This window comes from Ferdinandcohnia sp. FSL W7-1320 (genome assembly GCF_038050315.1).
GTDB classification, from domain to species: domain Bacteria; phylum Bacillota; class Bacilli; order Bacillales; family Bacillaceae_L; genus Ferdinandcohnia; species Ferdinandcohnia aciditolerans.
Window position 1 is genome coordinate 4342704 of sequence record NZ_JBBPAM010000001.1, and the last position, 24856, is coordinate 4367559.

Sequence of the window (24856 nt, forward strand, 5' to 3'; positions counted from 1 at the left end):
TGTTGACCCGGAGCAATGATTGCAGAAATTCGATTCCTCATATTCACCGCAATTTTTGAACAATCTTTAAAAAGTGAGTGATTACCTTGACAGCTGAAAAGAAGCAACCATATGGTACCGTGTTGTTAAAAGCCGATAATATACTTAAATACCTGTCTTCTGTCGATAAACCACAAAGTCTCCAACAAATAGCAAAAGAAACTGAATTAACAAGTTCGACCGCCTTAAAAATCTTAGATACACTCCAATTAATTGGATATGTACAAAAGGACGAAGAAACGAAAAAATTCCGTCTTGGGATGGCCATCATCAAATACGCCAACAGGGCATTAAATTCAAATGAAATCAAAGATATCGCCCAACCTTATTTAGAAAAACTTAGAAACCAAACAACCGAGACTGTGCACCTCGGTATCCTTGACCGTTCTAGCATCGTCTATATTACAAAACTAGAGAGTTTCAACCCGGTCTCTTTATACTCACGTGTCGGTAAAGCAATCCCACTCTATTGTTCGGCAATGGGAAAATCAATCTTAGCGGACCAACCCGACCATCTAATAGAACATTATTTAAACAACCATACCTTAGAAAAGAAAACCCAAAATACGATTACATCGAAAGAAGACTTTATGAAGGAAATCAATGAAATTCGTAAAAGAGGATACTCCTTTGATAATGAAGAACATGAGGCAGATATCTTTTGTGTCGGGGCAAGTATTACAGTTGATGGAAAAAACCATGGTGCCTTTAGCGTCAGTGTCCCAAAATACCGAATCACCGATGAATTTATCTCACAAATCATCCAAAACGTCCTTGCCTGCAAACAAGGCATCGAAAGTGAACTACTCTAGTGGGTCATGGGGACAGGTACCTTGTCCCACCAATTTTTTACAGGAATGAGGTACCTGTCCCTCCGTCCCAAAAAAACATTCAATAATAAAAACTGTCAAAAAACTTGTTGACCTTCTATCCCCTCTTCTGATAATATACCAATATATTAAAAATCGATGAAGAGAAAGAGTACGATTGGAATCCTGTTCCCCAGAGAGTCGACAGTTGCTGAAAGTCGATGTTCAGAGCCATCCGAAAATCATCTCTGAGATGCAAAGCTGAAACAAGTAAGCTTTGACGGGTAGTCCGCCGTTACGAAGGAACACGTATGATTGTACGTTAGTGAGTGTCGTAGTCTATTTACTTTAAGATTGCGGAATCAGGGTGGTATCGCGAGTTAACCTCGTCCCTATTTTTAGGGGCGAGGTTTTTTGTTTTTTCTGGGACAGGGGACCTGTCCCTCTGTCCCTATTTTAGAATAATTTTCAAGGAGATGTTTTTGGTGAAGAGGTTGGATATTTTGTTTGTTGGGTTTATGTTATTTTCGATGTTTTTTGGTGCTGGTAATCTGATTTTCCCACCTTTTTTAGGTGCTGGTGCAGGTACTAATTTTTGGATGGGTATGCTTGGCTTTATTGTAACGGGAGTAGGTTTACCAGTTCTAGTTATCTTTGCAGTTTCACTAGTAAAAGGTGGCGCGCAGGCAATGGGTGATCGTGTACATCCTGTTTTTAGCACAGCCTTCATGGTTGCAGTCTACCTTTGTATTGGACCTTTTCTTGCAATTCCAAGAAATGCTAACGTTGCGTTTGAAATGGGTATCTCACCATTTTTACCTGAAACAACAAATACAGCCCTAATCTTATTGCTTTTCTCGTTTCTTTTCTTTGGTCTTGTGTATTTTATCAGCTTAAATCCTAGTAAAATGGAGAAATATATGGGGCGCCTAATTGCTCCAACCTTATTAATTGCAATTATAACTTTAATTATTGTTGGATTATTTAAAATCGAAACACCTTTCCTAAGTCCTACAGAAGGTTACCAAACTGGAGCATTCTTTACTGGTTTCCTAGAAGGATATAATACGATGGACGCTCTTGCTTCATTAGCATTCGGAATTGTTATCTTAAACTCGATTCAAAAAAAGGGCATTGAAAATCGGTCGCAGCTAACAAAATATACATTTAAAGCTGGGGTCATTGCAGGTATCCTCCTTTCTGCAATTTATGTTGGAATTGGATTAATTGGTGCAAAAATGGCTAGCCAAGGAACATTCGATGATGGTACAGATATCTTATCTACTGCAGCGACTCTTTTATTTGGACAAAGTGGAACTGTACTGCTCGGCTTAATTTTCACATTAGCTTGTTTCACAACCGTTGTTGGATTAACAACTGCATGTGGCCAGTATTTTTCAAATTTACTTCCAAAGGCAAGCTATAAATCTGTTGTACTACTTGTAACATTAGTTGGTTTTACTCTATCAAATTTAGGATTAGCACAGATTTTAAAAGTCTCTGTTCCGTTCCTAGTAATGACTTACCCACTATTAATTGTGTTAGTCGTATTAACCTTCTTTAGTCGTTATTTTAAAAATACGAAAGCCGTATATGGCACCGCGATGTTATTTACAGGCGTGTTCGCACTCATCAGTGGATTAAATGCATTCGGTCTTGACCTTGGACCAATTCAAGATTTAAAAAATAGGCTGCCATTAGCATCTGTTGGCTTAGAATGGATCGTTCCGGCCCTCGTAGGAACAGCATTAGGACTCTTGTTGAGCCAATTCAGTAAAAATGCAGAATTTGTCGAAGATGCAAAAATAAAAACATTTTAATGATTGATTTTAAAAGGGTACTTATGGTACTCTTTTAAAAGTTCTAATTTGTTTGTTTTCTAAACAAATCAATTATCGTTTATTCCATTTTTAGGATAAGTTTTATAATCAAACACAAAATAACAAAAATGGAACCGCTTATTATTATCTTAGGAGGTAGCAGCATGAGAATGATAGCCCAATTTCTATTTGTTTTCGTAACCGCTTTATTACTTGTGGGGTGTAACAATGATGCTGGTGTTAAAGAAATAAAGCTTGCCCACAACCAAACTTTAGATCACCCCGTTCATCTATCACTTGTCGAATTTGGCAGATTAGTTGAAGAAAAATCAAATAATAAAATCCAGGTGGAAATCTATCCAAATGGGCAACTAGGAAGTGAACGTGAAGTACTTGAACTAACGCAATCAGGTGCTGTAGATGTCGCAAAAGTGAGTGCAAGCGCCTTAGAAGGATTTGAATCCGATTACTCCATCTTCAGTTTGCCATATGTCTTTGAGGATTACGAAGAGTTCGAGAAAAAAATGAATGATAAAACGATTACCGATCAGCTTTATTACAAAACTGAGGATATTGGTATTATTGCATTAACCTACTACAACGCAGGTTCTCGTAACTTATATACGAAGGATCGTGAAGTACACACTGTAGAGGATGTAGCAGGATTAAAAACAAGGGTTCAACCAAGTCAAACGAGTGTAAATATGATTGAGGCATTTGGTGGACTCCCTACTCCGATGGCGTATGGAGAAGTTTACACGGCTCTACAATCAGGAGTTATTGATGCTGCTGAGAATAATGAAACCGCTCTAGTGGGTAATAACCACGGTGAGGTTGCTAAATATTATATGTATACTGGCCACCAAATCGTACCAGATATGCTCATCATAAATGCAAAACGATTCAACAATTTAACAGACGATGAAAAAGCTATTATTCAGGAGGCAGCCAAGGAATCTACCCTTTATCACGAAACCGTTTGGGGAAAAACGATTAAAGAACAAACTGAAACCGCTAAAAACAAAATGGGCGTACATTTCATTGAGGTTGACAAAACCTCCTTTATAAATGCCGTTCAGCCACTCCACGAGGCTTATGCAAAAGATGAAAAAACAAAAGATATTTACCAATTAATAAAGGGGAATTCGTCTAATGAATAAGGTTAAACAAGTTCTCGACAAAGTATTGATTGTCTTCTCAAGTTTATTACTTGTTTCTATGGTTGTGATGTCAACCTGGCAAGTGCTATCACGGTATGTGTTTAACATCTCCTCTCCAGGAACAGAGGAATTAATTAGATATATGTTAATTTGGTTTGGACTCATGTCAGCTGCCTATGTATTCGGTGCAAAAAAGCATATTGGGATCCTTTTTATTAGAGAAAAGTTTAGCCCAAAGGTGCAGCTTCAAATTGAATTTATTACTGATGTTATTGTTCTTTTAACTGCTGCAATTTTAATGGTTTACGGTGGAATACGAATTGTAATGCTTACTTCTGCTCAAACGGCAGCAGCAACTGGTCTTTCTATGGGAGTTGTTTATTCTGCTATACTTGTTAGTGGGATTTGCATTATTATCTATCAAATTCACAGTTTGACGTCTTATAAGGAACGAAAAAGAGAGGTGATTCTATAATGGAAACTATTGCTGGAATCATCCTATTTGTCACCTTTTTCTTTCTCTTATTGTTTGGGGCACCGATTGCGATTGCAATCATCTTAAGCTCTGTTTTTACCTTTCTGTTCGTATTGCCGTTTGATGTAGCTATTTTAACATCCGCTCAAAGAATGGTAACGGGAATTGATAATTTTACAATGTTGGCGATTCCTTTATTTGTTCTATCAGGAATTATCATGAATAATGGTGGAATTGCTTTCCGATTAGTGAATTTTGCGAAGGTCTTGGTTGGAAAACTCCCAGGATCATTGGCACATACGAATGCTGTTGGGAATATGCTGTTTGGTTCAATATCTGGCTCAAGTGTTGCCTCTGCTGCAGCGATGGGACGGATCATGACTCCTATGCAAACGAACCAAGGTTATAAACTAACGTATTCAGCAGCAGTTAATATTGCTTCTGCACCTACAGGACTAATCATACCGCCAAGCTCAGTACTGATTGTGTACTCATTGGTGAGTGGAGGTACTTCTGTTGCTGCATTATTTATGGCCGGATATATACCGGGAATCTTATGGGGCTTAGCGGTAATGGTTGTTGCCTATTTTATGGCGAAAAAAGAAAACTACCCTGTTTCGAAATTACCTAGTGCAAAAGATACTTTCTATATTATCGTTAGTGCAATCCCAAGTTTATTGTTAATTGTTATTGTTATTGGAGGAATTGTTGCTGGTATTTTCACAGCTACTGAAGGTGCAGCTGTCGCAGTTATATATTCAGTCATTCTTTCGATTATTTATAAAAACTTTAAGCTGAAGGATTTGCCAGCCATTTTTATCGAAACGATCGAAATTACTGGAATGATCCTCTTCTTGATTACGGCTTCTGCTCTATTTTCACTTGTAATGTCGTATATGAAATTACCGGAGGCAATAAGTAGTGCCCTTTTATCGATCACCGATAATCAATACGGGATTATTCTCATTATCATTTTTATCTTATTACTAGTTGGTACCTTTATGGATATCACACCGGCTGTACTAATTTTCACTCCAATCTTTTTACCTGTCGCGCAAAGCTTTGGTATGGATCCGATTCATTTCGGAATGCTGATCTGCTTCGGATTATGTATTGGAAATATGACACCGCCTGTGGGAAGTGCTCTATTTGTTGGATGTAGTGTCGCGAAAGTTAAAATTGAAGAAGTGGTACCAACGTTATTGCCTTATTTCGGGGTTGTTATTCTAGTGCTATTACTCGTAGCATTTGTCCCTCAAATCTCGTTGTTCTTACCACAATTATTTGGATTGTAAATTAAAAAGTGTAAAGCTCGAATGCTTGTATCTCGAGCCGTTTGAGCCTAGGGCTAGACAAAATAAAAAGGATAGATACCACATTTGGTATCTATCCTTTTCATATATTAGTCAGTCTTGATATCTAATAGTTTTTGGCGAAGTTCAGTTTCCATCGAAGCTAACTCAAGCTCGGCTTGACGACGTTTGTTTCGACCTTCCTCTTGAATACGTAATGTTTCTTCTAATGTAGAAATGAGGTTTTCCTTCGTTTTCTTCAATGTTTCTACATCGACTAAACCACGCTCATTTTCTCTTGCTGTTTCTAAAGTATTGCTTTTTAGCATTTCTGCATTCTTCAATAAAAGTTCATTCGTCGTTTTGGAAACTTGTTTTTGTGCTTCTACCGCATGACGCTGTCTAATTAAAGTTAGCGCAATGGCGACTTGGTTTTTCCATAATGGAATTGCCGTCATGATGGAAGATTGAATTTTTTCCACAAGCGCTTGGTTTGTGTTTTGGATCAAACGGATTTGTGGTGCGCTTTGAATCGTAATTTCCCTACTTAACTTCAGGTCATGTACACGTTTTTCAAGGCGGTCTGCAAATTGAACCATGTCATTTACTTCTTGCACCTTCATTTGGTCATTAGAGGCTTCTGCTTGTTTCTTTAAATCTGGGATAATCTTTTGATGCATTTCCTCAAGCTTTAATTCGCCAGCTGCAATGTAGACATTTAACGCATCAAAATAGTCCTTATTGTTGTCATAAAGCTTTTCAAGGATTGCAATGTCTGATAAAAGGACATTTTTACTTCTTTCAAGCTTCACACTAATTCTGTCAATTTGTGCTCCTGTTTTTTGGTATTTTGATAATACCTCTTGAACGGAATTTGAAATCTTACCAAACATCCGTGCAATTACAGAACGTTTTTCAGGATTTAACTCCTCAGGCTTCATCTCATCAAGACGATGCATGAGGTCTGAGATGATTTTTCCAACTTCACCCACATCATTTTTTTGAACATGCTCAAGCATTGTATTTGAAAATGAAAGGAGCTTGTTTTGTGCAGGTGTTCCGTATGAAATCATCGTTTGATGATTGGTTGGGTCAATTTGTTTCGCTAACTGAAGTGCTTTTTCCTTATTTTCTTCGGGTAACACATCCACTAGACGTACAGGTTTTTTCTCTTCTTCTTGTGTTAAGATAATTGGATTTTCCTGTTCTTCTTTCTTCTCATCAAATGGATTTGCAAGTAATTCATCCATTAAATTCGCAGGTTCTTTGTACTTTGGAGAAAACTGTTCACTCATACTCATTTACCTCCTATTTTGATCAATGAAATGAGAATCATTTGCTTGTTTATTCGAATTTTTTGCTACATCAATTTCGAAATGCAAATCATCTATATCATTCGAGAGCATTTTGTGTAAATCCTTTTCAATCGTTTCCGTCAATTCTTCGAGTACTCTTCGTGTTTCATGCAGTGATCTCTCTAGCTCACTATTTTTCTTCGGTTGGGAAGAAAGAAACGCATACTTCTCTGTTAATTCCACAACTGAATCCAAATGTGAAAAATAAAAACGTTCCGCTAGATAGAAGCGTCTCGGTTCGCTCTTCGATAACCGGTAGATCTTCTTTGTAACACGATGCAAATCTACTCTTTGTTTCAATGACGGGATGTGACGAACGGTAAAAAGGGATTTATTTAGTCTAGCAAGTTTTTTCTTTGCTTCCTTTAAATTTCTCTCAATATATTGATATTCCTTCCTCGTTAACCGATGTTTTCGTAAAAAGGCTTGTTTCATTATGACAGACGTTCCAAAATAGGCAATCCCGCCACCTAATAATGCATACCCAGACGAAAGTAGGAAGGTTTGGTCAAACGCAAACATACTTACTAACCAGACAGTAGCCATTGTCGGCACTGAAATGAACGATTTAACAATAAAAGCAAGCAATTGATTCATACAATCGACTCCTAACATTCTGTCTTACTATTATATACGAACCAACTCAAACGTTGGTTTCAAAAATTTTCAAGGGAAAATCTGGTGTGAACTTATAGTTTTGCGAACTTTGTGGATGTAGGACTTTACAACGGTGCTGGCGCTCAGTCCGGGTCTTCATTAGGTTAATGAAGGACTTTACAACGATGCTGGCACTCGGTTCGGGTCTTCATCAGGTTGATGAAGGACTTTACAACGGTGCTGGCGCTCTGTTCAGGTCTTCATTAGGTCGATGAAGGACTTTACATCGATGCTGGCGCTCTGTTCGGGTCTTCATTAGGTCGATGAAGGACTTTACAACGGTGCTGGCGCTCTGTTCAGGTCTTCATTAGGTCGATGAAGGACTTTACAATGGTGCTGGCGCTCAGTTCGGGTCTTCATCACCTCCATGAAGAGGTTTTCCACACAATTCAACCAGCGTTTTCCCCTTCATAAACTCCATGAAGAGGATTCACACCCAATTCATCCAGCGATCTCCCCTTCATCAACTCTATGAAGAGGATTCACACCCAATTCATCCAGCGATCTCCCCTTCATCAACTCTATGAAGAGGATTCACACCCAATTCATCCATCGTTTTCCTCTTCATCAACTCTATGAAGAGGTTTTCCACGCAATTCAGCCAGCGTTTTCCCCTTCATACACTCCATGAAGAGGATTCACACGCAATTTATCCAGCGTTCTCCCCTTCATCAACTCTATGAAGAGGTTTTTCACGCAATTCAACCAGCGTTTTCCCCTTCATACACTCCATGAAGAGGTTTTCCACACAATTCATCCATCGTTTTCCTCTTTATCAACTCTAAGCCCATCGTTTTCCACTTCATCTCCTCTACCAAGAGGATTCCCACGACAACAACTCATCGTTTTCTCCTTCATCAATCAGTACTTCCTCAAGTTAACTATACTATAAGATATGTATTCGAACTATGGACCTAGAAATTACAAGAATCTAAGACTAGAGGCGTATTTTTACGGTTTTTCTCAAGGATGAATTAACTTCTTTTTCCTTTACTAGCCTAATTATGGTCATTTTTAAAAAATTATAGTAAATAATCTGGAAATTTTACATAGTATGTAGTATAGTACATTATATCACTAATGCACTAGGGCACATATTCACCTAAGGAGGTGTTTAGATGAAGTTTAAGCAGGATGGCACGAAGCCAATCTATGTACAAATTTCAGAATGGATTGAAACAGAAATCTTAAGTGGAGCAATACCAGAGGATCACAAGGTATTTTCTCAATATCAGCTTGCAGAAATGTTCAATATTAATCCTGCAACCGCTGCCAAGGGACTGAATCTCCTTGCAGATGAAAACATTCTTTATAAAAAGCGAGGCTTAGGCATGTTTGTAACACCGAACGCCAAACAATTTATTTTAGAGAAAAGGAAAAGTCAAACAATGAAAAATCTCATTTTCGAACTTGTAATGGAGTCAGAACGATTAGGGGTTAATGAAGAAGAATTAGTCAATTTGATTAAGGATGAAAAAGAAAGGCAAAGGGGGAATCGTGATGAACGCAATTGAGTTTCATAATGTATCTAAACTCTATAGTGGGTTTAAAGCATTAGATAATCTGACTTTTACAATTGAGCCAAATACGATAACGGGGGTTATTGGTAGAAACGGAGCAGGAAAAACAACCCTTTTAAAGATTATCGCTGGTTTTTACCCAGTTTCTTCAGGAGAGGTTCGTGTTTTTTCGGAGAACCCGTTTAATAATTTAAAGATCTCTTCCAATCTTATTTTTATTGATGATAATATGGCCTTCCCTCCTTGGCTGAATCTAGCAGAACTAATAGACGCAAGTGCAAAATTCTATCCTAATTGGGACGGCGAGTTGGCAAAACGGCTGTTCGATTATTTCGATTTTAATCCAAAGCAACTTCACCATCATCTTTCAAAAGGTATGAAAAGTACATTTAATATGATCATCGGTCTCTCATCCCGCTGCCCAATTACAATCTTTGATGAACCTACAACTGGAATGGACGCCGCCATACGTAAGGATTTTTACAAGGCATTATTGAAAGATTACATTGCGCACCCTAGAACAATCCTCTTTTCAAGCCACCTGCTAAACGAAATTGATAGTATTTTGGAAAATGTTCTCCTCATACTAAACGGTAATGTTGCACTTCATGAATCGATCGATGATTTGAAGGAGTTTGCAGTTGGACTGCGTGGTAAAGCAAACGTCATTGAAAAGGTCACAAAAGAGATGGAGGTCATTTATGTAGAAGACTTCGGTAATGATTACACGTATTCCGTTGTAAAGGATGCTTATCCAGAAGCAACATGGTTAGAAGCGAAGAAACTCGGAATTGATCTTACCCCGGTTGCAACTGAAGACCTTTGTGTATATCTCACCGCAAAGAATAAAGGGGGTATAAATGATGTATTTAACTAATGCTAGTATACTTGATATTGTAAAAAAACAGCTATTTTTTAAAGTAAGGGCTTATTATGGTACGTTTACAAGCCTCGCAACTGTCCAGGCGATTGCGCTTTTGTTTTCTTTTAATGGAGTTGGCCAGATGGGGCTTGGTGGGAGTGTTTCGATAACCAGTTACTCCGGAAGTGTTATTTTTGTTTTTACCGCCTTTTGGGCTGTTATTACGGCAATCACTCTATCAACAAAACCCTATCATTATATCGATTTTTCATTTGTAACAAACAGAATGAGTAGTCACCTTTCAACAATTGGAATGTTGATAATCTATTCATTTATTGCCAGTATCACTTCAACTTTTGCTGGAATTCTTTTAAGGGTAATCTTGTATTTCAATGGGAGTAATAAGATTATAGCGAACCATTTTTTCCTCCCATTTTCTGATATGCTTGTTGGCATTTATGTCGGTACTTTATATCTGCTTTTGTTTGCAACACTAGGTTATCTCATCGGAATGTTTACGCAAATAAACAAACTTTTTGGATTTGCGATTCCTGCATTTGTAATTGGTTGGGCTATATATGAAATACGATCATTTGATACATTTACAGGGTTTACGTTTTTTGCACATGAATCATCTATCCTTGTATTTACACTCAAAATCATTGTTACAGTCGCAGTTATGACGTGGATTGTAATAGCTGCAACCAATCGATTGGAGGTTCGAAAATAATGTCAGTAATCGGTACTTTGATACTTCCTATCATTATCTTGTTCATCCTTGCGATTATTTTAGTTTCTGTATTCTTTGGTAAAAAGTTCAAGGGTGTAAAGGGTACAAAAATTTTACTAGGAACATATTTAATCATCTTAACAGTCTCTGTGATTGTTTATTATTGCATCCCTAGTTTTAAAACATCTGAAAACACAACTCAGGATTTGAGCTACGAACAAATAAATCAAGCGATTCAACAGGGGAACATTGAAAATTTTGAAGCTATAAAGGAAAAAGAAAAGTGGGAAATTCCATTCGATCAAGACCAACTTAATATTAAACCATTGGACAATTTAAACATGCATACCGTTTTTGACCGTAACGAAACTGACAATAACATCATTGAAGTAATCTATTATGTAGCAAATACAAATTTCAATGGTTATGATTTTTATGAGGAAATCCCATCGCCTACCGTTTCAATCGAAAATAACAATATGCTAGTCATTTCTCCACTAGATTATTCGATTAGACTATATAGCTTTCATAATGACTTTGTAATCTCGCAGTTTAAAGGTGGCGGCATTATGGATGAATTTGATAATAGGTTCAACGATGATAAGCCGCTTAATTATGATTTTCTTTTAATTAGAGTTCCGAAAAACCTAGAGTTAACTGGGAGCGAGTTTATTAACTTTATCGGAGAATAAGCAACAAAAAAAGGAAGGGGGAGTCCCCTTCCTTTTAAGTTTAGCCAACCATTTTTTCCTCCGCATAACGTGTGCGTTGGATGTGGATGAGTCTTGCTGATAAACCGACTCCTGCAGCAAGTAAACCAAATGTCAAGCCAAGCCAGTAACCGGCAGCTCCTAAATCCGTGAAGTGCGCAAGCCCCCAGCCGGCAGGTAAGCAAATGAGCCAATAGGCGACCAAAGTCATTACGAATGCGATATTAACATCCTTGTATCCCCTTAGAGCAGCCTGTGCTGTTGCTTGAATAGCATCCGACACCTGGAAGAATAAAGCGTAAATTAGGAATTGAGCTGTTAATGTGATGACCGCTGTTTCCGTTGAATAAAGACCAGCCACTTTAAAGCGGAAGACAATCACAAAGAGCCCCGTAACAAGCGCAATGATCATTGAAAGTGAGATCCCTAACCAACTATAAATTTTCGCATCCTTAAAGCGCTTTGCTCCTACTTCAAACCCCACTAGAACGGTTAACGCCATTGAAATGCTCACTGGAATCATATAGAGGAACGAAACAATATTCAGCGCTGATTGATAAGCTGCAACGGTTGTAACAGAAAATTTACTAATTAAAATCGTTACAGCGGCAAACATACTCGTTTCAAAAAAAGTTGATAACCCCATCGGGATACCTATTTTTAAAATCTCCTTGCTTTCTCTCAATGTAAAACCGCTAAGTCCAGCAAAAACTTTATAGGAAGAAAATGGTTCTTTTGTAATGACGATAAAAGCTGTTATCCCAACTATAACCCAATACGTAATGGAAGTCGCTAAACCGGCTCCCCCACCACCGAGTGCAGGAAAGCCCAAAGCACCAAATATTAATACATAATTTAAGAATAGATTAATAGGTACAGATACCAATAATACAAACATGACTACTCTTGTAATCCCTAATGCATAAATAAATGATCTCAGTACATTAAATATGAACAACGGAATGATCCCAAAGCTCAACCCAACTAGGTAATTATGTGCTGTCTTGTGTACACTTTCTTGCAAATTCATCATGGATAACAATGGATTTAAAAAGAGAACCCCTGCTAAAATAACCACGAATCCAATAATGAAGCTTAAATATATCCCACTTGAAACAACTGTTGATACTTCATTACTTTTCTTTTCACCAAATTTTTGAGCAGCAATAGGTGAGACTGCAAGCAAAATGGCACTTATTCCTGTAAAAATCGGATTCCAGATGGATGACCCAATCGCAACCCCGGCTAAATCAGAAGAGTTAAATCTTCCAGTCATGATTGTATTGAAAAATACCATGGAAAACATACTTAACTGTGTGATTAAAATGGGAATCAACATAATAATAATCAATTTTATTTTTTCTCGAATGGTTTTTGTTTCGTACATGAACGTTCTCCTTCAAATCAAATACGCCTCGGCGTATTTGCGCCGATTTTTTAGGCCCGCACGAGGTGGGTTACAAAGACGTTGCCACAGGAAGTGGCGTTCTTAGTCGAAAATACCTTTGAATAATCGTGGCATCCACCAGAGGCTTACTTTACTCAGGCTGTGATTAAACGCCAGACAGTTAAATTGAACACATAACCATAATTATATTCCATCTCACATTTAAATGAATACTTTTTTACTTTGTCTTTACATTGTTTTCATATTTTAATTGCCAATTTTCTGTTATATTGTAAGTAGATTACAAGACTTTCGTAGGATGGAGGTCCATATGTCACGACTCACAGATTATTTACTGGTCATCTCATTTGACTGCTTATCATCACTTGATTTTCCAATTATTAATGAGCTTCCCAATTTTAAGAAACTCTTAGAGCATGCATCTTTTTGCAAGAATGTTGAAACAATATATCCTTCTGTAACCTATCCATGCCATGCAACGATAGTGACTGGGAGATATCCAAAAAATCATGGAATCGTCAATAACACTTTTCTCCAGCCTGGTCGCCAATCGCCGGATTGGTATTGGCACAGACAGCATGTAAAAGGAACGACTCTTTACGATGAAGCTAAAAAGGCTGGGATGAAGACTGCAGCCCTTTTATGGCCCGTAACTGCAAAGGCAAATATCGATTACAATATGCCAGAGATTTTTGCAAATCGCCCATGGCATAATCAAATCTTTGTTTCTTTATTTAATGGCAGTCCGCTATATCAATTGGAAATGAATCGAAAGTTTGGACATCTTCGGAATGGGCTTAATCAGCCTGAACTCGATGATTTCGTACTTGAGTCAACCGTTGAAACCATTAAAACGAGAAAGCCTAATCTTATGCTTGTCCATTTTGTCGACTTGGATTCACAACGCCATTATCATGGATTTTCATCTGATGAAGCAATGGCAGCCCTTCGTCGTCATGATGAAAGACTGGGTAGGATCATGAATACTTTAAAAGAAAGTGGAATCTATGAAAAAACAACAATCATTGCATTAGGTGACCATAGTGCATTGGATGAATCCAAGGCAGTTAAGCTGAATGTTTTATTTAGGAAGTCAGGTCTTATTACCGTAAATACGGATGGTAACGTAATAGATTGGAAGGCATACTGCAAAAGCTGTGATGGCTCTGCATATATTTATCTTAAAGAGAAAAACGACACTAAAACTAAAGAACAGGTTAGAACCCTTCTTACAGAGCTAATGGAAGTTGAGGACAACGGTATCGAACGAATTCTTTCAAGTAGTGAAGCGCAGGAAAAGGGGGCAGATGACAATGCTGCGTTCATGATTGAAGCACGGCTTGGCTACTATTTTAAGGAGCAGCTGGATGGTGAGTATATCGATAAAATTCAAGCTGAGGATGTTCGTGAAAAACGCTATACCTTTGCAAGCCATGGCTACTCACCGGAAAAGGAGAACTACACAACCGTTCTTATTGCTTCCGGAAAAGGAATTCGTCCAAACATTGAAATACCTGCTATGCATCTCGTAGATGAAGGGCCAACATTTGCGAGACTATTAGACTTAGATCTAGGAAAAACAGATGGTCATGCGATTGAGGAACTACTAAACATTTGATTAAATTTAAGGGGGGTTTTGGGATGAGGTCGTTTACGAAAGAGGAATCGAGTTGGATGTATTATGATTGGGCCAATTCAGCCTATTCAATTATTATTACTACGGCTGTTTTTCCGATTTTTTATAAGGCTGCCGCAACAAATGCAGGTGTGGATGCTTCAGATTCAACAGCATATCTTGGCTATACAATCGCCATTTTCACCTTTATCTTAGCGATGATTGGACCGATACTGGGAACAATTGCTGATTATCAAGGCTACAAAAAGAAGTTTTTCACTTTCTTCTTTGCATTAGGAGTTTCCGCAACAGCCTTATTAGCTTTTGTACCAAGTGATAATTGGTTGCTCTTATTAATTGTTTATACGTTTGCTGCTTTAGGTTCAACAGGGGCAAATGTTTTCTATGATGCGTTTCTAGTTGACGTCACAACTGAAGATAAAATGGACCGTGTTTCTGCACGTGGATATGGATTAGGCTATATCGGTAGTACTATTCCTTTTTTACTTGCTATCACCATTATCCTTCTTGCACAACAAGAAATTTTACCGATTTCGGCAACTGTTGCTAGTAAAATAGCATTTATCATTACAGCCGTTTGGTGGGGTCTTTTTTCCATCCCATTATTCAAAAATGTACATCAACGTTACTATATCGAACGGGAACCTAATCCGATCGCAAGTAGCTTTAAACGCCTTGGAACAACCTTTAAGGAAATCAAAAAATACCGTGCTGTGTTTTTATTCTTAGTGGCCTACTTCTTTTATATCGACGGAGTTGGTACGGTTATTTCCATGTCAACCGCATATGGAACAGACCTTGGAATCAATGCAACAAATTTATTAATTGTATTATTTGTAACACAAGTTGTGGCTGCACCATTCGCGATACTTTATGGTCGGTTGGCACAGAAATTCACTGGTAAGAAAATGTTGTATGTCGGCATTTTCGTTTATATCATTGTCTGTCTGTATGCTTTTTTCCTAAAAACGACTCTTGATTTTTGGATCCTCGCCATGCTTGTCGCTACTTCTCAGGGTGGGATTCAGGCATTAAGCCGCTCTTATTTTGCGAAGCTTGTCCCTAAACAAAAGGCAAATGAGTTTTTTGGGTTTTATAATATCTTTGGAAAGTTCGCTTCCATTATGGGTCCGTTACTAGTCGGGGTAACCGCTCAAATCACAGGTCATTCCAATATGGGTGTTTTCAGCTTAGTTATCCTCTTCATCATTGGTTTTATCGTGTTAACCCGCGTTCCAGAACCTAGTGAGGTTAAATAGAGCAAATCCTCTTTCTCAATGTTATAATGAAAAAAACTTGAGAAATGGGGACAATTAATGGATAAGAAAGAACTTGAATACAAAATTCGCGAGCTAAAATTAGACTATGTACGTCTTCAAAATGATTTGGAAAAGTTAGATTCTGTGAATGGCAATATCTCACCACTGGAACGGCAAATCGCAGAAATCGAGGATGAGATTAGCACCCTATCAAGAAAATTACGCCAATTGTAAAAGGAGCTGCAACCAAGTAATCTGTACCCCTTGTAAAGGACATTTTAAAAAAAGCTAGGCTACTTTAAGAAGATGATCTCTGTATTGAACAGGGGTCATCTTTTTCATATTCCATTGATATCTGTAGTGATTGTAGTAGTGGATGGCAGCTTTCACTTCTTGCTTAAGTTCTTTTAAAGTTTCACATGATTTTATATCAGCCAGGTCCTTAAAATGACCAAAGAATGATTCCTGTGGGGCGTTGTCCCAACAGTTACCTCTCCTAGACATTGATTGTTCCAATTTGAATTTTTTCACCAGCTTTTGATAAACAGGGCTGGTATAGTGACCTCCCTGATCAGAATGTATATAAGCTCCTTTAGCCAGTTTGATTCTCCTGTTTTTCTTTAACTTCTTAAGTGTATCCGTAGCGATATCTAAAGTAATTCGATCAGAGACCTGATGAGCTAAGACTTCATTGGTGGAAGCGTCAATAATGGTTGATAAATAAGCTTTTTTACCTTTTCCGAAATATAGGTAGGTTATATCCGTAAGAAGGACCTTGTGTGGGATTCCTTGTTTGAATTCCCTGTTAAGTAAGTTCGGGACGACCTTGTGCTCCTGCGTAGCCTTAATGATGCGCTTGTAGGGGTTCGCTCTCCTAAAAGGGCTCTCAATCCCGTATTTCTTCATGATTCTTCTGATTCGCTTAAGATTGAAAACAACACTAAACTGACCTGCCAATACCATCTTAATTTGACGAGCCCCTTTCTTACGGTTCTTGAAATTGTATGCTTTTAAAACCAGGTCCCGAAGGGATTCATCCTTTTTCTCCCGATCCTTCCTTCTCTGAACTTGTTTAGCAGAAAAGTAGTTATAGTATCCCTGACGGGACACACCAGCTACTTTACAGAGGTGGGTTACCATCCTTGTTAGATTGTATTTCTCGATAACGGAATGAATAAGGTTAAATTTCTGGTCAGCTGACAATTTTATTTCTTCTTCATCCCCCTTTCTGCGAATCGTATCTTTTTTAATAGTTCATTCTCTGCTTTCAACAGGTTATTTTCGGCCTCTAACCTTGCATATTTTTCTTCAGTGGAAAGCTCTCTTTCCCTTGGTCTACCTGAGTTTCCTGATCTTGTATCACGAAGTCCTAGAATTCCGTGCTTACGATAAGCTTCTCGCCATCTTTTTCCAGAAGACTCAATCCGTTTCATACCTAATACCTCAGTATCGAACCCACAGTCCTCAAATATCTCTCTAGGAAACTTCCCCAGGTCATTTTGAGTTATAAAGTGCTCCTTAAACTCATCTGAATAGGTAATACCTTTGGGACTTACTGATTTTACATATGGATTTTTAGCTAGTAATTCGATCTCTTTTTCCGAGAATATTTTTTTACTCATACTATCTCTCCCGCACTATTTTTAATCTATTGTACATAAAAAGACCCTGTGCAGCAGACTTTTTTTAATGTGTCTACTACACAGGGTACAGTTTAAAGTGTTGCAGCTTTTTTTTATATAAACGAAATGGTTCTTGCAATCGAATTCAGATGAGCTTCATCCGCCCATAAAATGAAGTAATTATAGGTTGAACCTTCAATTTGAACTGGGGTAGGATATCTGACTATTGCAGCTGCCTGGCGGTTCATTTCAGGTGGTTGGTCTGAAGATGGATAGATCAGACAAGCCTCTTGCCCACGAATTCTAGTCTGGAAAATGCGAGGTGACGAGCCATATGGCATCAACTTGTGAAAGGCTTCTCCCCTACACACTTCATGAATATCATCCCCACCACCAATTGCTGAAATTTGAAAGAAACCATCCGCTCCCTCATATCTCTCCGTATTTACCTGGTACCAGTGCGATGGATATTGGAACCGCACTCTATACGTTTCATTTGTATAAACCCCGCCTGTAGGAGGAACATTCCCTGAAGACCAGCTTAGATTTACAATTTGAGGTTCCCTCGTAAGGATGATAGGATTGGGACTTTGTATACCTACCAACCACATTTCAGTTGCAAATTCTTGTTCTGAGCAACCAGATAAATAGGCAATAGTTCGGGAATCTTGGGACCATGTAACAGGTGTTGCAAAGCAAGAAGATGTTGAAAGAATTCGTTCATTGTCACCACGTTTTCCTACTACGCGAATTTGATTATAATATCCTGTTCCTTCCCTATAAGCAGTCGCACTGAATGCTATCATCTGAGAGTTCGGGGACCATGTTGGATAAAAATTTTTTGCTTGTTCTCCACCTTGAATTTCGTACACCTGACCTGATGTCAACTCCACTGTACGGATAAGTGATATACTAGCTCCTGGTGTTGTATAAAGGACAAATGTTCCGTCTGGTGAAAGTGAAACCTCATTTAATGGCCCTTCTGTATTATTTGTAATTTGTCTCCTCCCAGTTCCATTTGCCGCTATACGGTATAATTGCTGGTTTCCTGAAGGATCTACTCCTTGAAACAATAGCTCTTGCCCACTTGGGAACCACTGAGCATCTGATGCACTAGGCTCTGAAATACTTGTTGCTCGATGAGTCAATACATCATACATCATAATGTGATTTCGCGTTGTATAGGCTAATATCCTATGATTTGGAGACCAATCAAGTGTAATGTCCTCATTTGGACCGATTTGGTCAATAGCCGCGATTCCGCCAGTAGAAAGGTCAATGACATATACGATCCGATTTTTCCCTACAAAAGCAATTCTTCGATTATCACCTGACCATATAGGCTTTGAAAAGGAATCAGCTAATCCGTTTGTTAGTTTAACCCGATTTCCATTTTGAAGATAAAAAAGCCATATATCATAGCTCCCGCCACGGCTTGAAGTATAAGCAATTATTCCAGTTGGTCGTACTCTGTAATTTACAGACAAAAGACAAACCTCCTATCTATAGATGTCTTTTGCCTATTTTATTCATATAGCTTAAATAGGTTCATCTTTACTACTTTTCGTCTATATATTATTTATGCCCTTTCCTTGAGAATAGTTTGTCCTCTCCAACCATAGAGTTATAGAAAAGGAGGGAGAAAAATGAACCAAACATTTTCTACTATGAAACTAATACGCTATGTAGTAGCATTTGTATTTATTACATCTGGGACAATGAAACTTCTTAGCAGTGAACTAAGCTCTGTCTTTCTAAATCTACCATTACCTGCACCCGAACTTATCATGTATATTGTCGCCATTCTTGAAATTGTTTGTGGAATCCTTCTTGCTATTAATAAGGAAGTTAAAAAAGCATCGATTCCATTACTTATCATTATCCTTGCAGCAATCCTTTTAGTTAAAATTCCCGTTCTGCATACAGGCTTTCTACAATTTGCCTTTGCTGTAAGACTTGATATTGTATTACTGGCATTATTATACATTCTTTATAAATCACACCATAAATAATAGTGAATTTATCCTTCAATGGAAACATTAAACAGATTGCAAACGCAATCTGTTTATTTTTATTAATATAATGATTCCAAAAAGCTTTTTATTTAACCTAAGATTTAAAACCTTATAAAATATTGGACCAACTCAGAATTTTCTTATGTTTGACATAGTGTAACAATTTCAATTATTATACCAATATACTATCTTGGAGGTTATGTTATGTCAGACTATAATAGACAGAAAATTGTGGACAGTGTTCCTCAAAAGGGATTCTTCGGACACCCTAAAGGACTATTCACACTTTTCTTCACGGAATTCTGGGAGCGATTCTCATATTATGGTATGAGAGCCATCCTATTATTCTATATGTATTATGAAGTATCTGATGGAGGCCTTGGACTTGATCAACATACAGCTATGGCGATTATGTCGATTTATGGGTCACTTGTTTATATGTCAGGGGTTATCGGTGGATGGTTAGCAGACCGTATCTTCGGTACTTCTAAAGCGGTATTTTATGGTGGTATTTTAATCATGCTAGGTCATATTGCACTTGCAATTCCTGGTAACATCTCACTATTCTTTGTGTCAATGGTTCTGATTGTCCTTGGTACAGGTTTACTAAAACCAAACGTTTCTAGTGTTGTTGGGGAAATTTATAGTGAAAAAGATACACGTCGTGATGCAGGATTTAGTATCTTCTATATGAGTATTAACCTCGGTGGATTCCTTTCTCCTCTTATCGTAGGTGAAATTGGATTAAAGCATAATTTCCATTGGGGCTTCGCAATTGCTGCGATCGGTATGTTCTTTGGATTACTATTCTTTGTTTTCACAAAGAAAAAGAATCTTGGTCTTGCAGGTACAATTGTTCCAAATCCACTTGCACCAAATGAAAAGAAAAAAGTGTATACACAGATTGCTGTTGGTATAGTTATAGTTGCAATTTTAATAGCAGTTGGAATTCCAGCCGGTTTCCTAACATTTGATTCATTTATCGCACTTATTGGTATTCTTGGTTTCTTAATTCCTACTATTTATTTTGTTACGATGTATCGTAGCTCAAAAACATCAGATGTTGAGCGTTCAAGAGTATTAGCGTATATTCCTTTATTCTTAGCTGCCGTTATGTTCTGGTCCATTCAAGAACAAGGAGCAACAATTCTTGCCAATTATGCTGATACACGAACACAATTACAATTTGCTGGCTTTGATATTTCTCCAGCTTGGTTCCAATCATTAAACCCATTATTTATTATTATTTTTGCGCCTGTATTTGCATGGCTATGGGTAAAGCTTGGAGATCGTCAACCTTCTGTTCCGAAAAAGTTTTCATTAGGTTTGCTCTTTGCCGGTCTTTCTTTCCTTGTAATTTTATTACCAGCATATTTTGGTGGAACAGATTCATTAGTTAATCCACTTTGGTTAGTGTTAAGTTATTTCATTGTTGTTATTGGGGAATTATTAATTTCACCTGTCGGACTTTCCGCTACAACAAAATTAGCACCTGCAGCCTTCACAGCTCAAATGATGAGTTTATGGATGCTTTCAAATGCTGCTGCACAAGCACTTAACGCACAACTTGTTAAATTCTATACACCTGAAACAGAAATGACTTACTTTGGAGTAATTGGTGGGGCATCTATTGTATTAGGTATCATCCTATTATTCGTATCACCAAAGATTCATAAGTTCATGAAGGGTGTCAACTAATAATTAGTTCTGATTTTTCAAAAAATAATGCAACATATCAAGTAGCGTGAGACTATCTCACGCTACTTTTCTTATATTTTGTGGAATAATATATTTTAGAGGATAACTCGAGTAAGATAGTACGAATTGGAATTGCCTTATTGGACTCTCTTTCTACTTTTTCTAGCTCGTGCTGTCAGAATCACCACTGATTTGCGACTCACTCTCTCCTTTTTCTAGCTCGTGCTGTCAGAATCTACCCTCGTTTCTGACTCACTCTCTCCTTTTTCCGCTCATGTTGTCAGAATCAACCTTGGTTTCCGACTCACTCTCTCCTTTTCCTAACCCATGCTGTCAGAATCGACCCTGGTTTCTGACTCACTCTCTCCTTTTTCCGCTCATTGTGTCAGAATCTACCCTCGTTTCTGACTCACTCTCTCCTTTTCCTAACTCATGCTGTCAGAATCACCACTGATTTCTGACTCACTCTCTCCTTTTTCAGCTCATGCTGTCAGAATCAGCCCTCATTTCTTACTCACTCTCTACTGATTCACCTCGTGCTGTCAGAATCGCTACTGATTTGCGACTCACTCTCTCCTTTTTCTAGCTCGTGCTGTCAGAATCTACCCTCGTTTCTGACTCACTCTCTCCTTTTTCCGCTCATGTTGTCAGAATCAACCTTGGTTTCCGACTCACTCTCTCCTTTTCCTAACCCATGCTGTCAGAATCGACCCTCGTTTCTGACTCACTCTCTCCTTTTTCCGCTCATTCTGTCAAAATCAGCACTCGTTTCTGACTCACTCTCTACTTTTTTCCCTCGTACTGTCAGAATCACCACTGATTTCCGACTCACTCTCTCCTTTTTACGCTCATGCTGTCAGAATCGCTACTGATTTGCGACTCACTCTCTCCTTTTTCTAGCTCGTGCTGTCAGAATCTACCCTCGTTTCTGACTCACTCTCTCCTTTTTACGCTCATGTTGTCAGAATCAACCTTGGTTTCCGACTCACTCTCTCCTTTTCCTAATCCATGCTGTCAGAATCGACCCTGGTTTCTGACTCACTCTCTCCTTTTTACGCTCATTGTGTCAGAATCTACCCTCGTTTCTGACTCACTCTCTCCTTTTCCTAACTCATGCTGTCAGAATCACCACTGATTTCTGACTCACTCTCTCCTTTTTCCGCTTATGCTGTCAGAATCAACCCTCGTTTCTGACTCACTCTCTCCTTTTTCCGCTCATGTTGTCAGAATCAACCTTGGTTTCCGACTCACTCTCTCCTTTTCCTAACCCATGCTGTCAGAATCGACCCTCGTTTCTGACTCACTTTCTCCTTTTTCCGCTCATTGTGTCAGAATCTACCCTCGTTTCTGACTCACTCTCTCCTTTTTCCGCTCATTCTGTCAGAATCAGCCCTCGTTTCCGACTCACTCCCTGCTGATTCACCTCGTTCTGTCAGAATCAGCCCTCGTTTCCGACTCACTTTCTCCTTTTTCCGCTCATGCTCTCAGAATCACCTATGCTTTTTATGATTCACTTCACGCCATTCTTAGTTGATTTATTCGCATACTAAAAAGACCTGTTCGGGATTGAACAGGTCTTTTTGTGTATTATAAATTTTTAATAAATAATCTCACAACATCTGCGCCACCAATAAATAAGCCGAGAGATGTTCCAAGGTTACACAAAACAATAATTAATAAAATCCGTGTTACTTTGTTATGCCAGAAGCCTTTTACACTATAAACATCTGTTGAAAGTGTTTCAAAGTCCTTCACGCTAGGACGGCGTAGGAAAGCTTGTACAAAACCTGCTATCCAACCCGCTGCAATTAAGGGATGCATGACTCCAATTGGTGCTGCAAAAAATGCAGTCACAATTGTAAGTGGATGACCTAGAGCAATCACTGCTCCGATAGCGGAAAATGAACCCGTCCATAAGACTAAACTTAGGGTTTGTTGCAAGCCCGCTTCTGGGTTGGCAATAAAGGTATAGGCAATAATGGCCACGATTAAAATCGGAATTGCCCAACCGATAATTTTAGGGGCTTTTGATTTAGGCGGCAACTGTGTAAGCTTCTTCAAATCGTGTTCTTTTTTAATTTCTTCCTTTATTCCAGGAACATGTGCTGCCCCAAGTACGGCTACTACTTTTTCTCCTGGAGCATGTTTGATCTTCTGTGCCAAATACTGATCACGCTCATCAATTAGTGGCGTTTTTAATTTTGGAAAGCTCGTTGAAAATTCAGTTAGCATTGAATTCAGCATATCCTTGGATTTCATTTTTTCCAGTTCTTCTTCAGTAATCGTCTCGTTGCTGAAAATACTATAAATAATAGACATTAATAATTTCATTTTTCCTGTGAACCCGACTGCATTCCAAATGCGTGAGAATGTAATTTGAATGTTTCGGTCTGCCAAAACTAATTCGGCATCTACTTCTTTCGCTGACTCGATTCCCTGCATCATTTCTTGCCCAGCATTGATTCCAAATTGACTAGCCATTCGCTTTTGGAATGAGGAAATTGCTAGGTTCATGAGAAGCAAGGTAGCCTTCTTCTCTTTGATGACCTTAAAGATGTCCATTTCCTTCCATTTGTTGCCTTCCATCATGGATTGATATCTTTGTTCATCTAGCTCAATACAAACCGAATCAGGTTTTTCCGCTTCAATAACTTCCTTAACCTGTTCAGCACTATGTTTTGAAACGTGAGCAGTTCCAATTAATATGTATTCCTTACCATCTAATTCGATCCTCGTGATATTTTCTTCAGACATAATAGACCATCCTTATACATGCTCAAATTGTGTATATGTCTAATTCTAAACTAGAATGGCATAGATTTGAATTCTTTTATTTTATAAAACAGCTCGAAGTGTTGAAAACGTAGAATTTTATTTGGAAATGATATACTTAAAATAAGAGTTAATTATTATTGTGAGGGATTTATGGTGATAAAAATTGTAACTGATAGCTCAGCGGATCTTCCAAATGAGTTGCTAGAAAAATATAAAATAACAGTTGTTCCCATGAACGTTTCGATTGAAGGTGTTGACTATAGAGAAGGTGTTGATATAACACCAAAAGAATTCTTTAAAAAAATGTTTGCGTCTGCCGAACTACCAAGGACTTCTCAGCCATCTCCAGCTGTTTTTGGAGAAGCGTATTCCAAGTTCCCAGTTAATTCAGAGATTCTATGTTTGACAATTTCATCTGGATTAAGTGGCACCTATCAATCGGCAATCATAGCAAAGGGACTTACTAAAAATAAAGTGACTGTCTTTGATACTTTAGCTGGCTCTTTAGGGCATGGTATACAAATTATAAAAGCTGCTGAACTAGCTGAAAGTGGACATTCAATGGAGGAAATCGTCGCAATCCTTACCAAATACCGAGAAAACATGAATATCTTCATTTTGCTTGATACACTCGAGAATATAGTGAAAGGCGGTCGATTAAGCAAATTTCAAGGCTCTCTTGCAAAGCTATTAAATATAAAGGTTTTATTACAAAGAGGAGATGGCGGCACCGTAGAAACTCTTGAAAAAATCCGAGGGAAAAAGAAAAGCCAAAAACGATTAATGGAAATAATCAAAGACTCAAAAAAGGATTTCTCTGAAACCATTTTTGGAATCACCCACACAGGTAACCTTGAGGAAGCTGAGGCGTTAAAAAATGAAATTATTGCCCTGTTTCATCCAAAAGAAGTCATTCTAAATTATATGGGTGCAACAATGGGTACTTACGCGGGTAGGAGAGGCATGATTATTTCTTATGCATAATAAAAAAGGGACCAAGCATAAACATGTTTT

The 24856-nt window shown here is 38.2% G+C and carries 21 protein-coding genes and 1 other annotated feature; of the genes, 15 read left to right on the plus strand and 6 right to left on the minus strand.

Features of this window, described 5'->3' with window-relative positions:
- The first annotated feature begins 86 nt into the window (after positions 1–86).
- The 5 genes from NST91_RS21210 to NST91_RS21230 all read left to right on the plus strand — a co-directional run bounded on the left by NST91_RS21210 (position 87) and on the right by NST91_RS21230 (position 5598).
- On the plus strand, positions 87–851 hold the full coding sequence (locus NST91_RS21210; RefSeq protein ID WP_341332715.1) for an IclR family transcriptional regulator: 765 nt from the start codon (positions 87–89) through the stop codon (positions 849–851).
- A gap of 147 nt (positions 852–998) precedes the next feature.
- Positions 999–1245, plus strand: a binding site (T-box leader).
- 88 nt (positions 1246–1333) lie between these two features.
- Positions 1334–2668, plus strand: a complete 1335-nt coding sequence (gene brnQ, locus NST91_RS21215) for a branched-chain amino acid transport system II carrier protein (protein WP_341332716.1) — start codon at positions 1334–1336, stop codon at positions 2666–2668.
- 164 nt (positions 2669–2832) lie between these two features.
- Positions 2833–3828, plus strand: coding sequence for a TRAP transporter substrate-binding protein (locus tag NST91_RS21220; RefSeq protein ID WP_341332717.1), 996 nt, complete (start codon positions 2833–2835; stop codon positions 3826–3828).
- Positions 3821–4303 (plus strand): TRAP transporter small permease subunit, encoded by a 483-nt coding sequence (locus tag NST91_RS21225; RefSeq protein WP_121448937.1) that lies wholly within the window; start codon positions 3821–3823, stop codon positions 4301–4303. Before NST91_RS21220 ends, NST91_RS21225 begins: the two co-directional genes overlap by 8 nt.
- Positions 4303–5598 carry a TRAP transporter large permease subunit gene (locus NST91_RS21230; RefSeq protein WP_121448938.1) on the plus strand — a complete coding sequence of 432 codons (1296 nt, stop codon included), beginning with the start codon at positions 4303–4305 and terminating at the stop codon, positions 5596–5598. Before NST91_RS21225 ends, NST91_RS21230 begins: the two co-directional genes overlap by 1 nt.
- Positions 5599–5705: 107 nt before the next feature.
- Here the strand turns inward: NST91_RS21230 and NST91_RS21235 are convergent, their stop codons facing one another.
- Both NST91_RS21235 and NST91_RS21240 read right to left on the minus strand, forming a co-directional pair.
- Complete coding sequence (locus NST91_RS21235) at positions 5706–6890, minus strand: toxic anion resistance protein (protein ID WP_341332718.1); 1185 nt, start codon at positions 6888–6890, stop codon at positions 5706–5708.
- A 6-nt stretch (positions 6891–6896) separates the two neighbouring features.
- Positions 6897–7547: a 5-bromo-4-chloroindolyl phosphate hydrolysis family protein gene (locus NST91_RS21240; RefSeq protein ID WP_341332719.1), complete on the minus strand. Its 651-nt coding sequence runs from the start codon at positions 7545–7547 to the stop codon at positions 6897–6899.
- Between the two features lie 1178 nt (positions 7548–8725).
- Here NST91_RS21240 and NST91_RS21245 point away from each other — a divergent pair.
- From NST91_RS21245 to NST91_RS21260, 4 genes are read left to right on the plus strand one after another with little or no spacing between them, the layout of a single operon-like run.
- The gene (locus NST91_RS21245) at positions 8726–9121 is read left to right on the plus strand and encodes a GntR family transcriptional regulator (protein ID WP_341332720.1); all 396 of its coding nucleotides are present in this window, start codon (positions 8726–8728) and stop codon (positions 9119–9121) included.
- The gene (locus tag NST91_RS21250) at positions 9108–10004 is read left to right on the plus strand and encodes an ABC transporter ATP-binding protein (protein WP_341332721.1); all 897 of its coding nucleotides are present in this window, start codon (positions 9108–9110) and stop codon (positions 10002–10004) included. The genes NST91_RS21245 and NST91_RS21250 overlap by 14 nt, the downstream gene beginning before the upstream one ends.
- A complete protein-coding gene (locus NST91_RS21255; protein ID WP_341332722.1) occupies positions 9991–10719 on the plus strand; it encodes a hypothetical protein in 729 nt (242 codons plus the stop codon). The genes NST91_RS21250 and NST91_RS21255 overlap by 14 nt, the downstream gene beginning before the upstream one ends.
- Complete coding sequence (locus NST91_RS21260) at positions 10719–11411, plus strand: hypothetical protein (protein ID WP_341332723.1); 693 nt, start codon at positions 10719–10721, stop codon at positions 11409–11411. The genes NST91_RS21255 and NST91_RS21260 overlap by 1 nt, the downstream gene beginning before the upstream one ends.
- Before the next feature lie 40 nt (positions 11412–11451).
- Here the strand turns inward: NST91_RS21260 and NST91_RS21265 are convergent, their stop codons facing one another.
- Positions 11452–12816, minus strand: coding sequence for an MATE family efflux transporter (locus NST91_RS21265; RefSeq protein WP_341332724.1), 1365 nt, complete (start codon positions 12814–12816; stop codon positions 11452–11454).
- A 331-nt stretch (positions 12817–13147) separates the two neighbouring features.
- Between NST91_RS21265 and NST91_RS21270 the strand changes: the two genes are divergently transcribed.
- From NST91_RS21270 to NST91_RS21280, 3 genes are read left to right on the plus strand one after another with little or no spacing between them, the layout of a single operon-like run.
- Positions 13148–14455, plus strand: a complete 1308-nt coding sequence (locus tag NST91_RS21270; RefSeq protein WP_341332725.1) for an alkaline phosphatase family protein — start codon at positions 13148–13150, stop codon at positions 14453–14455.
- Between the two features lie 23 nt (positions 14456–14478).
- Positions 14479–15732 (plus strand): MFS transporter, encoded by a 1254-nt coding sequence (locus NST91_RS21275; RefSeq protein ID WP_341332726.1) that lies wholly within the window; start codon positions 14479–14481, stop codon positions 15730–15732.
- Between the two features lie 57 nt (positions 15733–15789).
- Positions 15790–15966: an SE1832 family protein gene (locus NST91_RS21280; RefSeq protein WP_341332727.1), complete on the plus strand. Its 177-nt coding sequence runs from the start codon at positions 15790–15792 to the stop codon at positions 15964–15966.
- A 54-nt stretch (positions 15967–16020) separates the two neighbouring features.
- Here NST91_RS21280 and NST91_RS21285 read toward each other — a convergent pair.
- Positions 16021–17354 (minus strand): IS3 family transposase gene (locus NST91_RS21285; RefSeq protein ID WP_445724474.1). Its coding sequence is split into 2 segments (ribosomal slippage): positions 16021–16941 and positions 16944–17354, totalling 1332 coding nucleotides; the frame shifts between segments, so codons are not numbered across the junction.
- Between the two features lie 113 nt (positions 17355–17467).
- Entirely contained in the window at positions 17468–18841 is a 1374-nt protein-coding gene (locus tag NST91_RS21290; protein WP_341332728.1) for a TolB family protein, read from the minus strand.
- A gap of 159 nt (positions 18842–19000) precedes the next feature.
- On the opposite strand from NST91_RS21290, the gene NST91_RS21295 reads away from it, so the two are divergent.
- Both NST91_RS21295 and NST91_RS21300 read left to right on the plus strand, forming a co-directional pair.
- Complete coding sequence (locus NST91_RS21295; protein ID WP_341332729.1) at positions 19001–19366, plus strand: DoxX family protein; 366 nt, start codon at positions 19001–19003, stop codon at positions 19364–19366.
- A gap of 207 nt (positions 19367–19573) precedes the next feature.
- On the plus strand, positions 19574–21067 hold the full coding sequence (locus NST91_RS21300; protein WP_341332730.1) for a peptide MFS transporter: 1494 nt from the start codon (positions 19574–19576) through the stop codon (positions 21065–21067).
- Between the two features lie 1587 nt (positions 21068–22654).
- Here the strand turns inward: NST91_RS21300 and NST91_RS21305 are convergent.
- Positions 22655–23821 (minus strand): TraB/GumN family protein, encoded by a 1167-nt coding sequence (locus NST91_RS21305; protein WP_341332731.1) that lies wholly within the window; start codon positions 23819–23821, stop codon positions 22655–22657.
- A 174-nt stretch (positions 23822–23995) separates the two neighbouring features.
- On the opposite strand from NST91_RS21305, the gene NST91_RS21310 reads away from it, so the two are divergent.
- On the plus strand, positions 23996–24826 hold the full coding sequence (locus NST91_RS21310; RefSeq protein WP_341332732.1) for a DegV family protein: 831 nt from the start codon (positions 23996–23998) through the stop codon (positions 24824–24826).
- Positions 24827–24856 lie beyond the last annotated feature (30 nt).

What these genes read in the sequence shown, in the direction of transcription:
- NST91_RS21260 (WP_341332723.1), top strand. Translation starts at nt 10,719, where the DNA reads ATGTCAGTAATCGGTACTTTGATACTTCCTATCATTATCTTGTTCATC.
- NST91_RS21225 (WP_121448937.1), top strand. Translation starts at nt 3,821, where the DNA reads ATGAATAAGGTTAAACAAGTTCTCGACAAAGTATTGATTGTCTTCTCA.
- NST91_RS21250 (WP_341332721.1), top strand. Translation starts at nt 9,108, where the DNA reads ATGAACGCAATTGAGTTTCATAATGTATCTAAACTCTATAGTGGGTTT.
- NST91_RS21235 (WP_341332718.1), bottom strand. Translation starts at nt 6,890, where the DNA reads ATGAGTGAACAGTTTTCTCCAAAGTACAAAGAACCTGCGAATTTAATG.
- NST91_RS21265 (WP_341332724.1), bottom strand. Translation starts at nt 12,816, where the DNA reads ATGTACGAAACAAAAACCATTCGAGAAAAAATAAAATTGATTATTATT.
- NST91_RS21275 (WP_341332726.1), top strand. Translation starts at nt 14,479, where the DNA reads ATGAGGTCGTTTACGAAAGAGGAATCGAGTTGGATGTATTATGATTGG.
- NST91_RS21280 (WP_341332727.1), top strand. Translation starts at nt 15,790, where the DNA reads ATGGATAAGAAAGAACTTGAATACAAAATTCGCGAGCTAAAATTAGAC.
- NST91_RS21230 (WP_121448938.1), top strand. Translation starts at nt 4,303, where the DNA reads ATGGAAACTATTGCTGGAATCATCCTATTTGTCACCTTTTTCTTTCTC.
- NST91_RS21300 (WP_341332730.1), top strand. Translation starts at nt 19,574, where the DNA reads ATGTCAGACTATAATAGACAGAAAATTGTGGACAGTGTTCCTCAAAAG.
- NST91_RS21220 (WP_341332717.1), top strand. Translation starts at nt 2,833, where the DNA reads ATGAGAATGATAGCCCAATTTCTATTTGTTTTCGTAACCGCTTTATTA.
- NST91_RS21255 (WP_341332722.1), top strand. Translation starts at nt 9,991, where the DNA reads ATGTATTTAACTAATGCTAGTATACTTGATATTGTAAAAAAACAGCTA.
- NST91_RS21270 (WP_341332725.1), top strand. Translation starts at nt 13,148, where the DNA reads ATGTCACGACTCACAGATTATTTACTGGTCATCTCATTTGACTGCTTA.
- NST91_RS21240 (WP_341332719.1), bottom strand. Translation starts at nt 7,547, where the DNA reads ATGAATCAATTGCTTGCTTTTATTGTTAAATCGTTCATTTCAGTGCCG.
- NST91_RS21245 (WP_341332720.1), top strand. Translation starts at nt 8,726, where the DNA reads ATGAAGTTTAAGCAGGATGGCACGAAGCCAATCTATGTACAAATTTCA.
- NST91_RS21305 (WP_341332731.1), bottom strand. Translation starts at nt 23,821, where the DNA reads ATGTCTGAAGAAAATATCACGAGGATCGAATTAGATGGTAAGGAATAC.
- NST91_RS21295 (WP_341332729.1), top strand. Translation starts at nt 19,001, where the DNA reads ATGAACCAAACATTTTCTACTATGAAACTAATACGCTATGTAGTAGCA.